The sequence below is a fragment of the Enterococcus sp. DIV1304_2 genome (assembly GCF_050555445.1).
Classification (GTDB): domain Bacteria; phylum Bacillota; class Bacilli; order Lactobacillales; family Enterococcaceae; genus Enterococcus_B; species Enterococcus_B pernyi.
The window spans coordinates 622163-636808 of sequence record NZ_CP187851.1 but is presented as its reverse complement, the minus strand read 5'-3'; the positions used below and the strand labels follow the sequence as shown (position 1 = coordinate 636808).

12 protein-coding genes are annotated in these 14646 nt (G+C 39.1%); 2 read left to right on the top strand and 10 right to left on the bottom strand.

Annotated features, from left to right (window positions below; translation table 11 throughout):
• Positions 1-1044 (bottom strand): ABC transporter permease, encoded by a 1044-nt coding sequence (locus IGJ14_RS03030; RefSeq protein ID WP_019722499.1) that lies wholly within the window; start codon positions 1042-1044, stop codon positions 1-3.
• A complete protein-coding gene (gene opp3b / locus IGJ14_RS03025; RefSeq protein ID WP_019722500.1) occupies positions 1045-1986 on the bottom strand; it encodes an oligopeptide ABC transporter permease in 942 nt (313 codons plus the stop codon).
• An 80-nt stretch (positions 1987-2066) separates the two neighbouring features.
• Here opp3b and IGJ14_RS03020 point away from each other — a divergent pair, with 80 nt between their 5' ends.
• Positions 2067-2411 (top strand): DUF3899 domain-containing protein, encoded by a 345-nt coding sequence (locus IGJ14_RS03020; RefSeq protein WP_019722501.1) that lies wholly within the window; start codon positions 2067-2069, stop codon positions 2409-2411.
• A 92-nt stretch (positions 2412-2503) separates the two neighbouring features.
• Here IGJ14_RS03020 and IGJ14_RS03015 read toward each other — a convergent pair whose 3' ends face one another.
• From IGJ14_RS03015 to IGJ14_RS02990, 6 genes are all read right to left on the bottom strand, one after another.
• Positions 2504-4171, bottom strand: coding sequence for a peptide ABC transporter substrate-binding protein (locus IGJ14_RS03015; RefSeq protein WP_010736156.1), 1668 nt, complete (start codon positions 4169-4171; stop codon positions 2504-2506).
• A gap of 333 nt (positions 4172-4504) precedes the next feature.
• Positions 4505-5047 (bottom strand): aminoglycoside N-acetyltransferase AAC(6')-Ii, encoded by a 543-nt coding sequence (gene aac(6') / locus IGJ14_RS03010; RefSeq protein ID WP_195274188.1) that lies wholly within the window; start codon positions 5045-5047, stop codon positions 4505-4507.
• A gap of 85 nt (positions 5048-5132) precedes the next feature.
• On the bottom strand, positions 5133-6206 hold the full coding sequence (gene rlmN, locus IGJ14_RS03005) for a 23S rRNA (adenine(2503)-C(2))-methyltransferase RlmN (RefSeq protein ID WP_010736158.1): 1074 nt from the start codon (positions 6204-6206) through the stop codon (positions 5133-5135).
• Between the two features lie 120 nt (positions 6207-6326).
• A complete protein-coding gene (locus IGJ14_RS03000) occupies positions 6327-6740 on the bottom strand; it encodes a hypothetical protein (RefSeq protein ID WP_195274190.1) in 414 nt (137 codons plus the stop codon).
• A 15-nt stretch (positions 6741-6755) separates the two neighbouring features.
• Positions 6756-7166, bottom strand: coding sequence for a ribonuclease G (locus IGJ14_RS02995; RefSeq protein WP_195274208.1), 411 nt, complete (start codon positions 7164-7166; stop codon positions 6756-6758).
• Positions 7167-7628: 462 nt separating this feature from the next.
• A complete protein-coding gene (locus tag IGJ14_RS02990; protein ID WP_195274192.1) occupies positions 7629-10067 on the bottom strand; it encodes a DNA translocase FtsK in 2439 nt (812 codons plus the stop codon).
• Positions 10068-10492: 425 nt separating this feature from the next.
• On the opposite strand from IGJ14_RS02990, the gene IGJ14_RS02985 reads away from it, so the two are divergent.
• Positions 10493-12034 carry a metallophosphoesterase gene (locus IGJ14_RS02985; RefSeq protein ID WP_430608264.1) on the top strand — a complete coding sequence of 514 codons (1542 nt, stop codon included), beginning with the start codon at positions 10493-10495 and terminating at the stop codon, positions 12032-12034.
• Between the two features lie 135 nt (positions 12035-12169).
• Here IGJ14_RS02985 and IGJ14_RS02980 read toward each other — a convergent pair whose 3' ends face one another.
• Together IGJ14_RS02980 and IGJ14_RS02975 are read right to left on the bottom strand one after the other, a co-directional pair.
• Entirely contained in the window at positions 12170-13615 is a 1446-nt protein-coding gene (locus IGJ14_RS02980) for a glycoside hydrolase family 1 protein (RefSeq protein ID WP_066025120.1), read from the bottom strand.
• A gap of 205 nt (positions 13616-13820) precedes the next feature.
• Complete coding sequence (locus IGJ14_RS02975; RefSeq protein ID WP_195274196.1) at positions 13821-14633, bottom strand: amino acid ABC transporter substrate-binding protein; 813 nt, start codon at positions 14631-14633, stop codon at positions 13821-13823.
• Between the last annotated feature and the right edge of the window lie 13 nt (positions 14634-14646).

Genomic DNA, 14646 nt, shown 5'->3' with positions numbered 1-14646 from the left:
TCACTCTTTCATTTTAGGATCAAAGGCATCACGTAAGCCATCTGCTAATAAGTTGAAACCAATCATGATCACCGATAAAGTTGCTGCCGGTATCCATAATAGGTACGGCAAGTATAAGAATGTTTTGTATCCATCACTCAACATCGTTCCCAATGAAGCAGAAGGTGGTGTCAAGCCTAGGCCGATGAAACTTAAGAAAGCTTCGAAGAAAATCGCTGATGGGATACTGAACATCATTTGGATGATGATCACACTCGAAATGTTTGGCAAGATATGCTTAAAGGCGATCTTCCATTTGGATTCACCTAATGTCATTCCTGCTAACACATACTCTTGGTCTTTTAATTTCAAGGTTTGCGCCCTGACGATCCGAGCCATCGGAATCCAGTTCGTGATCGCCATCGCTGCCACGATTGAGAAGATCCCTGGTTCAAAGACGACCAACATCAAAATCATCACGACTAAGTTAGGAATACCAGATAAGACCTCTAAGAAACGTTGCATCGCATTGTCCACACGACCACCTAACAAACCAGAGATCAAACCATAGGCAACACCGATCGTTACATCTAGTAACGCAGCGATGAAGGCAATCAGTAGAGAGATACGTGTTCCCATGAACAAACGACTTAACACATCACGACCTAGACCATCTGTTCCTAAAAAGTAGTTCACGTCTGCGGGAACATTTGCTTGCGCATATTTATCGACTAACTCACCAGCAACCATTGCTTTTCCGTTTAGTCCGTCGATATTGATACCAGGAATACGTGGGGGTAAGTTGATGTAATCGACATTTTGAGCGGTTGGATCATGGGGTGAAACGAAAATCGTGATGATCGAGATAAAGATGATCACAATCAGTAATCCCATGGAAATAACTGCCGCTTTGTTTTTCTTCAATCGACGCCAAGAATCCTGGATAAAATTCAGTGAAGGAGCTTCGATTTTTTCACGTTCTTCTTCTGTGTTTTTTTGTAACGGTAAAAATTCATCTGCAGGAATTTCTGCAATTGTTTCGTAGCGTTTTGGTATCAGTTCCATCTAGCTTCGACTCCCTTCAGAAACTCGGATTCTCGGATCAACTAGTCCGTACAATAGATCCACGACTAAAATAACTAAGATCAACATAAATGAATACAAGATCGTAACAGCCATGATCGTTGGATAGTCATTTGTTGTGATCGACTTAACGAATTGCTCACCGATCCCCGGAATAGCAAAGATATTTTCAACAACTAATGAACCAGTCATCAAAGCGACTGCTAATGGGCCTAACAAGGTCATCAACGGGATCAAACTATTACGTAGACCATGTTTGAAGGCAATTTCCCAACGACTCAAGCCTTTTGCTCGAGCCAATTCGACATAATCACTATGCAAGACTTCGACCATTTCTGTGCGGATGAATCTGGCAGAGTCGGCTAATGGCGACATGGCTAGTGCAATCGTTGGTAAGATCGTATACATGAACCCATCCCATTTTGCGATCGGCAATACACGAAATTGGATGGCAAAAATATATTGTAACAATACAGCAAAAACAAAGTTAGGGATAGAACGTCCTAAGATTGCGACTAATGTAGAAGACGTATCGACCCATGTATTTTGTTTCATTGCTGAGATTGTTCCTAGGATCGTTCCAAAGAAAGTTCCGAAAATGATTGCTTGTAGACCAAGCTGTAATGAAGGTCCTACTCGTCCTGCTAATAAGTTAGCAACTGGTTGGTTTTTGAATTGGAAAGAGATACCAAAATCTCCTTGGATCAAATTAGAAAGATAGATCCCATATTGAACGATGACTGGTTTATCCAAACCAACTTGTTTGTTCAACATCTCAATTGTTTCAGGACTTAAACGTTCCTGGTTTGTGTAAGGTGTACCAGGCAATAATTGCATCAAAAAGAATGTGATGGTTGCAATCAACCAAAGTGTGATGACCATAAAGAAGACACGTTTTAATACATATTTTATATAACTATTCACGAATGTTTCCCCCTAGCTTTTGACTTCTGATCAATGTTTCGCTACATTATTTAATGAACCAATGATAAAGGAGCAAAATAATGAAAAAAAAATATCGTCCTTATTTGTTTGCCGGTTTAGTGATCGTCCTCGTGTTACTTAAAAATATTTTGACTGATCAGTTGACCCTTCTTCAATTATCCAATGATTTATTTTTATGTGCGTTGCCGTTTTTGATTATCGGCGGATTTTTATGGGTGTTCTCCTCAGGTTTCTTTGATCACTTTCAACGTTCGTTTCATTTAGCACGAACGAGAAACCGGAAGGAAAAACCAGAATTTACTTCCCTATCTTCGGTCAGCTACGGTATGTATACCTTTTGGCTGATCATCGCTGGAATTTTGCTTGTGTTTTCGATTGTCTTTGCGCTCATCTCACTTGTCTAAATGAACGGCCAAAAGAATAACTAGGATCAGAAAATTGAGAGGTCTGGGATTTGTAATACATCCCAGACACTCTTTTTTCTTTTTAGGACAGATTATTCTTCAATATATGTCCATTTGTAATCCCATGATGCGCCAGCAGCATGATGAACGATACCTTTGACTTTTGGATTAACTAAATGACCTTCAGCTTTTTGATAAACTGGTGCGACACCCATATCTTCAGCGATGATTTTATTCGCTTCTTGTAAGTCAGCCCAACGCGCTTGTTCGTCACCAGCATCTTTAGAAGCAGATGCTTCAACGGCTTTGTCATAGTCTGCATTTGACCATTGACCACGGTTGTAAGAATTGCCTGTTACAAATAAGTCAGTAAAGCTACTTGGGTCAGCATAGTCTGCGCCCCAGCCACCTAATACTGTATCGAAATCACCAGATGATGAACGATCCAAACGAACAGAGAATGGTACTGGTGTAGGTTTTACTTTCACACCGTCAAGGTTTTCTTGGATAGAGTTTTGGATATATTCGATCACTTTTTTCGTTGAGTCATCATCTGATGCCATCAATTCAAATTCTAATGAGTCGATTCCTAATTCACTCTTCGCTTTTTCCCAATATTCTTTTGCTTTGTCTTGATCATATGATACTAATTCGCCGGCTTCTGCTGCGAAATCTTCATTTGTTTCAGGATTCTTAGTCATGTCTGCAGGAATCAAGCCTGTTGAAACAACTGAACCATCACCCATGACTTGTTTCACTAATGCTTCACGGTTGATTGAATAAGAAATGGCTTTTCTTAAGTTCACATTTTTGAATGGTGAATCATCTTCTCTTTGATTGAACTCGATATAACTTGTACGTGCTTCTTTAACTGACGTATAAGCTGGATCATTCGCATTTTGTTGTGCTAATTCACCTGATAAGATGACATCATCTGCTTGTCCATCTTTGAATAGATTCAATGCAGTAGAAGATTCTTTTACAACACTGACTTTGATTTCTGATAATTTAACTGCATCTTTATCCCAGTACTCTTCGTTTTTCTTGTACGTCCATTCTGTATCAGTACCTGGTCCATCAAAATCAGCTAAAGTAAATGGTCCGTTGTATACTGCGTTGTCACTTGATGATGCGTACGCATCTCCATGTTCTTCAACCACTGCTTGACTTTGTGGGAAGAATGAAGGGAAAGCAAGTAAGTATTGGAAGTATGGTGTTTGTTTGGCTAATTTGATTTCCAATTCATAATCGCCAACTGCTTTGATGCCTAATTCTGATTTGTCTTTGTCGCCTGCTGTGATTGCTTCAGCATTTTCAACTGGTGCAAAAAGATACGCATATTCTGATGCCGTCGCTGGGTCTACCGTACGTTGCCAACCGTAAACATAATCAGCTGCTGTGACAGGCTCCCCATTTGACCATTTTGCGTCTTCACGCAATTTGACTTTATAAGTCAATCCATCTTCACTAACTTCAGCCAATTCACTTGCACCGGCTGGTTGAGGTTTACTATCTTCATCTAAACGATAGATTCCTTCATACACATTATTTAGTGCAGTAAAACTGATTGTATCTGTTGCAACCGATAGGTCGGCTGACGGCATTTCTTGAGGTACTACTAAGTTGAAGACGCCTCCTCCATCTGCTGATCCACTGCTTGAAGAACCACTACCACTTGTATCTGCACTGCTGCCACCATAACAACCAGCAAGTACAAGCCCACATAAGGCCACAACACCAAAAGTTAAATTCTTTTTCATCTTCCGTACCCCTTTATCGAAATTTTCAGAATAATTAGTATTTTCTGAGTTGTTTATGAGTTTAATGAATAATTATTAAAATTGCAACAGTTTTTTTCGCTTTTTCTAAAAAATAATGACTTTTCCATGAACGTTTTATTATTTTTTTCTGAAAAAATGAGATAAATCAAGGATTTTTATCTAATCCTCTTTCGAATAAAATAATCATAAAAAAATGGTCGTTATAAGAACGTTTGATATGAATGTTCGGTTTTTGCCAAAAAAAAGAGCCTCCACACTAGGGGAGGCTCGCATGTTTTATTCGATTTAAAAAAAATCATTTTGGTGCTTCATTCATTGATTTATTTCTCCAAGTCGTTTTGCCAGAATGATATCTGGTTGATTGACCCCATTTGCATCAGGAAGCGCTCCAACGACTTGATAGCCCATTTTTTCATAAAATGTATAAGGATGCTTGTTGAAAGTTTCGATTGATTTCAGTTTATCCAACGGATGATCAAAAAGATCCGTATGACTAAGACTCGTGTCCCCATCCGTATCATATGTTCCTAAATAAACCATCACACCACCTTTAGAGGCGATTTCTTTCTCCACATAAGCAACTAAGCGGCTACCGATATACTGCTTTCGATAAGAAGTTTCTACTACTAGAGGGTGAATTTCCCAACCAGTCATTCCATACTGCGGAATCGCACCGATAAAACCAACCAAACGATCTTGTTCCACCGCTGAGACAGCGATTCGATCCGTCGCCAGCAGTTGCTCGACTTCTTTCATTGGTTGTTCACCGTAATCCTTCGGCCAAGTCAATCGCAAAAGGTCAGCTAGCTGATCCTTCAAACCGATATTTCTACGATCAAATTCACTGATGATCATCCTATTCCCCTCCATTCCAATTTCAGCCTATTCTATCAGCCAAACGGGAAAAAGAGAAGGAAAGAAAACTTAACTTTAAGAATATTTATTTTGCTACAGTTTTTTCTTTTTTCATTTGTTTGCTACGCAATTGCCCACAAGCTGCATCAATATCTGTCCCATGCTCTTTGCGAATCACACAATTGATGCCGTTCTTTTTCAACACATCATAAAATTTCAATACATCCGCTTTTGGACTTCTTGAATATTGATCATGTTCACTTACTGGGTTGTAAGGAATCAAATTGACATAAGTTAATTTTTTCTTGTCTTTCAACAGATCAGCAAGTTGTTGCGCATGTTCTGGCCGATCATTTACTTGATTCAGCATGATGTATTCAAATGTGATCCGACGGTTTGTTTTCTCTAAATACTCATCCACTGCTTCCATCAATTTTTCAATTGGGAAACGGCGATTGATACGCATCATGGACGTACGGACTTCATTATTTGGTGCATGTAATGAAATCGCTAAGTTGACTTGTAATCCATTTTCAGCAAACTCTTTGATTTTGTTTGCCAACCCGCTAGTTGACACCGTGATGTGACGAGCACCGATTGCTAAACCTTTGGCATCATTGATGATATGCAAGAAATCCATGACATTGTCGTAATTGTCGAACGGTTCACCGATCCCCATCACCACGACATGGGATACCCGTTCCCCCAGTTGACGTTCATCAAAGTAATGTTGGACCATCATGATCTGAGCCACGATCTCACCCGCAGTTAAGTCTCGGTTTTTCGTTAATAAACCACTGGCACAAAAAGTACAGCCAATATTACATCCGACTTGTGTAGTTACACACACAGATAAGCCATATTCTTGTCTCATCAACACCGTTTCGATCATATTTTTATCTGGCAACTCAAACAAGTATTTGACTGTCCCATCACTTGCCTCTTGCACGATCACTTGTTTCAATGGATTGATCTCAAAGTTTTCTGATAGCTTTTCAATCAAACTTTTTGAAAGATTCGTCATTTCTTCAAAGCTTGTGACACGCTTTTGATAGAGCCATTCCCATACTTGTGAGGCACGGAATTTCTTTTCACCATGTTCTAAAAACCAAGCAGTCAATTCTTTATTTGTTAAGCCATAAATGGATTGTTTTTCCACGATTATTCCCTCTTTTTTTCAAAGTATCGCTACATACTATAACTGATTCCCTTTATTAATGCAATAGTTCACAAAAGAAACTAAATAATCGTTAAAAACTTGTACTAAATCTTATTTAGGTCATGCATGGGTATCATGCCACTCATCGTATTCTTCTACTGATTTTTCTGGATCTAAAATCATCCATTTCATAAAGATAAGCCCTAAAATCAACAAGGTTGCTGGAATGATCAAGAAAAAACTGAATAGTAGTGGGGAACCATAACCAATAGCAGAAATGATCAACCCGACTGTTTTTTTAGAATCTACTGCTTTTGAAAGCAATAAATATAAGGTTAAAGTGAAGCCGATCACGCACATCATACTTAGGATCGACCAAAAAATAATTCCATAAAAATTCCCCCATAGACGTGTCACATAGACGAGAGGAACCAGACCTGACTGCTCTGCTACTCGGTTAAAGAAACCAAAAAGATAAATCACTGTTTGAACGATGTTCAATATAAAAATAGTTTTGATCATTTTTTGATGCATCTTGTTTTCTCCTTTCTAGTAGTAATAACCATCATAAATGTAAGGATCATAGTTATACGAATCCCGGATAAAAGAATCACGAATATACCATAAGCTAGAAAGAATGAATACGACGAAAACAAGATATAAAAGGATGATCGCAATTTGAATAATAAACATCGCTATGCCAGCTCGACTCCAAGTTTTTTGGACTTGTTTGAATGTTTCAATATCCGTATAGTTTCCATCTCTCCATGCCCATTCATTGCCTTTGAATCCGCAAATAAACACCCAAACAAGATTGAATAGTGGAATCAGACACAGTAATGGAAGATACGTTTTGTTCCCAATTCCCCAGATGATGTTAAGAGAGAAGGCGCCCCAATTCCATTTTTTGATTTCTTCCGGTACTTCCTGATTGCCCCTTTGAAACTCAGAATTTGCCAAGCCGACTTGGGGTTCATCACGCGTTGCTTTTTTTGGGTGACTCGTTGGTTGTATCGGTTCTTCGATCGGTTTTTCGATTGGTTCTTCGGTTGCATCTACATCGGCATCCAGTTCTTTGACTGGTTCTTCGATTGGTTCTTTGGCTCGTACTTTAGGTTGTTCGTTGACTGGTTTTCCAGTCGCTTCATCCCTTGTTTCTGTTAATTGTTCATTCGTGATTTTTTCGGAAACTTCATTCGTTACTTGATCAATCTTTTTCGTTGTCTCATCGTTCATTCAGTGAATCTCCTTTCATCTAAAAAAACTATTGTGACTTTAAGCTTATCATTTTTTTAACATGAATGATTTTATAATAGTCGTTTTGTTACTACCTGTTTTTTTTCACAAAAAATATTTTTATGGACTAAACGCAAAATAAAAGCAAAAAATCAATTCGATAAGAAAAGATTTCTTGCTTTCATTTTATATATCCTGATTTTCAGATAATGGTTGCTCCATTGACTCTTCCATTTGTTCAATAAAAACTTTTCGAGGCTTACTGCCTTCTGAAGGGCCTACGACGCCGTGAGCCTCTAATTCATCGACTAAACGAGCTGCCCGATTGTAGCCGATTCTAAAACGACGTTGCAACAGAGAAATACTAGCGGTTTGCATTTCGATAACTAATGCTTTTGCCTCTTCAAATAGTTCATCTTGAGGTTGTTCAGCTGAACCAGCTGATTCAACTTCATCCGTTGGCATCATTTTTTCTTCGTAATTGGCTTCTTGTTGATCGGTGACAAAGTTAACCACACGTTCCACTTCATGGTCTGAAATGAAGGCGCCTTGAACACGGATCGGTTTGTTCTCACCCATTGGTAAGAAGAGCATGTCCCCTCGTCCTAAGAGCTTTTCCGCCCCATTAGAATCAATGATCGTTCGTGAGTCTGTTCCGCTGGAAACAGCAAACGCCATTCGTGAAGGCACATTGGCTTTGATGATCCCGGTGATAACATCCACACTTGGGCGTTGTGTCGCTAAGATCATATGGATACCTGCGGCACGAGCCATTTGCGCTAAACGGATGATCGCATCTTCGACTTCGTTGCTTGCAACCATCATCAAATCCGCTAATTCATCAACAATGACAACGATAAATGGTAAGGTCGGATGTTTGGTTCCATTTTCTAGATTTTTTTGTTGGACAAATTCATTGTACCCAGAGATATTTCTCACACCAGTTGCAGCAAACTTCTCATAACGTTCTTCCATTTCCTGTACGACTTTTTGCAACGCTTGTGCTGCTTTTCTAGGATTGGTCACAACTGGCGTCAACAAATGCGGGATACCATTATACATATTCAACTCAACCATTTTCGGGTCGATCATCATCAGTTTGACTTCATGAGGTTTTGCTCGCATCAAGATACTTGTGATGATGCCGTTGATCGCTACTGACTTCCCACTACCAGTCGATCCGGCAACGAGCAAATGAGGCATTTTCGATAAATCAGCCGTTTGGACACGACCCGAAACATCTCGTCCTAGAGGTACTTCCAATAGCTTGTCTGGATGATCCGGTTGGGCTTCGATGATCTCTCTAAACGAAACCATACTGATCTTGCTATTCGGCACTTCGATCCCAATCAGTGATTTCCCAGGGATCGGTGCTTCCATACGAACATCTTTTGCGGCTAAAGCTAAGGCAATATCATCAGTCAAACTAACGATTTTACTTACTTTTACTCCGACAGCTGGTTGGATCTCAAACTTCGTCACAGATGGGCCTAAACTTGCTTTGACGACTTTCGCATCGACACCAAAACTTTGGAAAGTTTGTTCTAACACGCCAATGTTCTTTTCAATTTTCTTGTACTCATCACTTTGATCCACGGTTTGCGCTGAGTCTAATAAATCGATTGAAGGTAGCTCGTATGCTTGATTTTCTTCTTCTGCTTCGATCTCAAATTCTAATGCAGTGCCATCATCTTCAAATAACTCATCTTCGGAAGACTCTTGTACTGGGCTCATCTCATCCTGTTTAGGACGTTCCATAACAGGAGGTTGGACATTTCCTTGAAAACTGTCAATCGGCACAAAACTTAATTGTTCAGGTTCACTTTCTTCATAAATAGGAGAAGTTTCCTTTTGGACCTGATTCTTTTGACGAGTGGCTCGCTTTTGTTCCATTTCCGCAGCTTCAGCTTCGGCTGCTTCTTTCGCAGCAAGACGTTTTGCTTCCTTCGCTTCTGCTCGTTGCTTTTGCCGCTCTTCTTTCGCAGCTTGTTTACGTGCCTGCTTTTCTGGATCGCCTTCTAACAGTTCTTGGAATCTATCTCCCATGACTTGTAAGGCATTCAATAATTGATGCCCCTCAACATTACTGAATAATACTGCTCCGCCAAGAATCAATAAAACAGCTACGAAATAACTTCCCGGTTGAGCAATCAAAAAGAATGTCAGATTATAAATAAATGCACCTAACATACCGCCACCGACATTCGTGGTGATTTGGCTTTGACGAATATCTGCCGATAGTAGATCCCAAGTCGTTCCAATGATATTGGGTTCTCCGCTGTTCAATTTTCCAAAAAGATTGGCATGTAAAAAGAGTAAGATACCTAAATAAAACAGACCGACTCCCAGCCAACGACGACTCTTACCCATCGTGAATTCTCTATTTTTGACCATGATCCAAAATCCTAAAACTGCTAATAATACACAGAGGATCTGATACGTATTTCCAGCGACTATGCGAAAGCCATTCGCCACTAAAATGCCTAAAAAGCCTAATTTCAAAAAGCCAAAGACGGCAAATAGTATAAAAGCAAAGCCAACACCGATCGCAATCATTTGCTCCTGCTGCTGTTTTTGTTTTTTAGTTTTTCTCTTCTTCTTAGCAGGACGTTTTTTCTTTGCCATGATATATCCCTCTTTTCATCAAGTTCCATTATACAAAAAAAAGCAAGCGAACAAAAGTTTTGTTTGCCCGATTGCTGATTTTCTTTTTATCTGATTCTTCAAAACTCTTCCTACGATCCTCGCCACCCCTTTTGCCTCCATGGTCTTCGCTCTTTCGTTGAGGTGAGGATAGAAATTCTTTTATGTCTTTGTAAGAAGAATTATTTGTTGCAACACCACACACTATGAACAGTACCTATTATAGGAAGATATACTTTTTTATAAACAATCAACTTTAAAGGAGGTTACGACAATATAGGAAATCACACCACTTTTTGTTTTGTCATAGCACTCACAAGAATCAAAAAAGCCTTCGAGTGTAGAATTTCAAAATAAAAGTGAAACAAACTTTAAAAAATAAATTAATTTAAGAGAATGGAGTAGAAATGAAATTTGAAAAGCGTACTAAAATATTAATAAATAAAATGATCAAAAGCATTACTTTGAGTGCGAGTATTCTAGTAGGTACAATTATGGTTGGCACTACGGCATTCGCAGACATCGACTATGCGTTTGTAGTTACCTCTGATCCTCAATTTCCATGGACAGCAAAAACAGACGATGGTATTTATCAATCAGATAGCGATCTCAGAGCGGAGTCCGCTGCGTTAATTTTAAATCAGTATGACAGTATCAATGATTATTCAACAAGCATCGGCAATAAAGTAATACATACCTATGTCAATGGGGATGTCACTGCCTACGGTCAAGGCTCTCAGTGGAGTCGCATGGATCAATTATTCAGTAGACTAAAAATGCCTTATTCTTATGGCCTAGGAAACCATGATATTGAAAATAATTTCGAGGATACTTTCCTCAACCAAGCTTGGCGGATAACCTTTAACAGGATGCATACCTATAGACCTCATAATTGGATTTCAAAAGATACTTGGAAAGAAGATTACTTTTTCGAATCTAAGCATGTTGGTAGCCTAAACTATTCACAAAAAATCGGGGATTTTAGAATGATCACAGCCAACAATTATCCCACGATGCATCTTTCTTGCTCTGATGGGACTGGCCCTACTTATTGGTTAACACCTGGAATGGACTATATCGAGAGACAGTTAGAAGAAGCAAGAAGTGCAAACCAACCGGCTATTCTTTATATACATAAACCAAATGATTGGAAATTGGGAAGTGATCCCCAAGGAAGATTCAAGGCAATGGTAGAAAAATATTATGATAATGGAACGTTGCGAGCCGTTTTTGCAGGGCATTATCACAAAACAATCGGTAAGGTTTCTTACCCACAGTATTTTGGCAAAGTCCCAGTTTATTCTTCTGGCAGTGCTTCTCAAAAAACTTACTTAACTGCAGAAGTCGATCATTCAAAAAATGAGATGAAAATCTATCGAGTGATTGGCAATGTTTGGGAAAAGAAACAACTCATTGATACAATTGCTATAAATTCGAAAGGACTCACTGCTGTGAATGATGACAGAGACTACCAACAGCAAAAAGAATTGGCTAATAGAGTAGGTAATTCTTATCACATCATTAATTCTCTTAATAATAGTAGAGCGCTAGATGATTCAGCAAGTAGTGATGATGTCATCTATTTTAATGAACATCGGAATACGAACCAACAATGGAGATTTGTATTCTATGAGGCTAACAATTCCTTTGTCATCCATAATCGAGCAAATAATTTTTCAATGTATGAATCAGATAGTAAATGGGATGGCTTCTCTATTGTACGCACTGGGGTTTTAAATGCTTCAGATAAACGAGCACAATGGCGAGTAGTAAGCGCAGGAAATGCCTATGGAACCATTCCTTTGTACAAGTTCAGAAACGTTCGAAGCGGAAAACTACTTACACTAAATTCATATAGTGGGAAATTGACGGATGCCGCAATCGGCGCAACATTATTGACTGCACCTGATTTTGGTGTAACGGTGCTTCAACAATTTATGTTAGACTAGTGATCAACAGAAATTCTAGGTGATGTAAAAGCTAAAAGACAAACAAAAAGGAACAAAAGATGAGCAGAACCTCCTCTTTTGTTCCTTTTTTTAAAATTGTGCCATCCACTTTAGTACGTATTCTTCGTGCAATATTTATTGGTTCCCAATATTCGCGCCATTCTCACGAATTACTTGTTGGTACCAGTAATAGCTATCTTTTTTGTAGCGATCAAGTGATCCTTCTTGTGTTTCATCCTGATCTACATAAACGAAGCCATAGCGTTTTTGGTAGCCATTTAACCAGCTCAGCAAGTCTGTGTAAGACCATGTGCAATAGCCCAAGACTTCTGCACCATCTGAAATAGCTTCTTTGATGGCTTTGACATGACTTTCCAAGTAGTTGATACGGTAGTCATCATGGATTTTTTTATCTTCTGTCAATTTGTCATATTCACCTAAACCGTTTTCCGTGATCAACACAGGGATACGGTAGCGACTCGTGATTCGTCGCAAAGCAATACGTAAACCTTCTGGATCGATTTCCCAATCCCAATTTGTACGTTCGACAAATGGATTTTCTACTTTTTTGTACATGCCAGGCACGCCTGTTTCTTCTGATGAGCCTTTTTTACCTGTAGTATTCATCTTACCAGCACCGACACCATCTAATGGATTAAAGGCATTCGTTGCTGTTTGGTAGTAGTTGATGCCTAAAAAGTCAGGTTTCGCAGATGCTAATAGCTCCTCATCGCCTTCTTCAATCGTTGGCGCCCACCCTTGTTCTTCCAAGAATTTCATCGCAGCGATTGGATATTTGCCCCACATATAAACATCCATCCAATAATGTGCCATCAAATCTTCCGCATTTTCAGCAGCCAAAATGTTCTTTGGATCACTGTCGATCGGATAGTTTGGCGTATACGCAAAACTTGGTCCGATTTTCCCAGGCATATCCATTTCATGGAACGCATTGATCACTGCTGCATTAGCTAAGTTGGCAATGTGGTTCACTTGGTACATTCGTTTTGGATCAGTCACTCCTGGAGGATGTACCGCTAATAAATAACCGAGTGAAGTAAAAATATTTTGTTCGTTCAAACTAACCCAATAGTGGACTTTGCCACGAAATGCTTCGAATAATGTTTTTGCATAGTTCGTAAAATCTTCGATGATCTGACGAGATTCCCATCCTTGGTATTCATCTTGCAATGCTTGTGGCAGATCCCAATGATACAATGTCAGCATTGGTTCAATGTCGTGTTTGATCAATTCATCAATCAAATCCATATAGAAAGCTAAGCCTTCTTGATTGATCTCGCCGCGGCCATTTGGAAAAATACGTGTCCAAGCTACAGAGAAGCGATACGTTTTCAAACCTTGTTCTTTCATTAAGGCAATATCTTCTTTATAACGATGGTAATGATCAACAGCTAAGTCGCCATTTGTTCCTTTAAATGTCTTACCTGGAATACGAACAAAGCGATCCCAAACAGACTCACCTTTTCCGCCCTCTTGCCATGCGCCTTCTACTTGATAGGCAGCTGAAGCAGATCCCCAAAGAAAATCATCAGGAAATGCCGTTAATTTTTGGTGTTCCATGAACATCTTCCTTTCCTAGTTCAATCTTTACCTCTTTAGAATAACACGAAACCCTTTTCATTACCAAGTAGATTTTTGACATTTCTAAATAAAAGTCTAGTCATTTAAAAAATAAGTCCAAAACAAACAAAAAAAGCGGAGCAGCAGATGCTGTTCCACTATTTTGACTTCCCCTATGATTCGATCCTTCATGTCATCCTGTTACCTATTCTGGTGTGACATCTTCACCAAACCACTTCTCTGAGATCTTTTTAAATTTTCCGTTTTCAACCAATTCGGCTATGCCATCATTGACTTTTTCCACAAGTATTTCGTCATTTTTTCGCGCACCGACAGCAAAATCTTCTCCATCAAAGTCCCCTTTGATCACATTGAAATTGTCTAATTCGTCTCGTATGTTCAAAAAATACTCGGCATAGACTTTGTCGATCAACACACCATCTGTACGGCCACTTTTCAAATCGATCAATGCTTCATTGAAGCTTGCGTACAAAACTGCCTCTTGATTTTTCACATAGTCTTTGAGTATTTCTGGATGTCTGACAAACATATCATAACCAGAAGAACCGTTTTGTGCCCCTAAGATTTTGTCTTGCATTTGTTCAAAGCTTGTAATACCAGAAATTTTTGGTGTGATCAACACTTGATCATTTTTCATATATGGTTTTGTAAACAAGACTTTTTCTTCACGTTCTGGCGTTTTTGAATACCCGTTCCAGATCAAATCAATTGTTCCGTTGTTTAATTCGAACTCCTTCATTGACCAGTCAATTGGTTGGAACTCAACAGTAATGCCATATTCATCAAAGACAGCTTTCGCTAACTCAATATCAAATCCTGTCAGTTTACCATCTTTATCACGAAAACCCATTGGTACAAAGCTGTCGTCTAGTCCTACGATAATCTTTTTTTCTTCATTGATTCTTGACCAGCTTTCTGTCGCTGTCCGCTCATTCGTGCAGCCAGTTAAAAAGAAAAAACCAATCAAAGCTAAAATCAAAAAGCTGAATTTTTTCATTTTCTCCCCACCG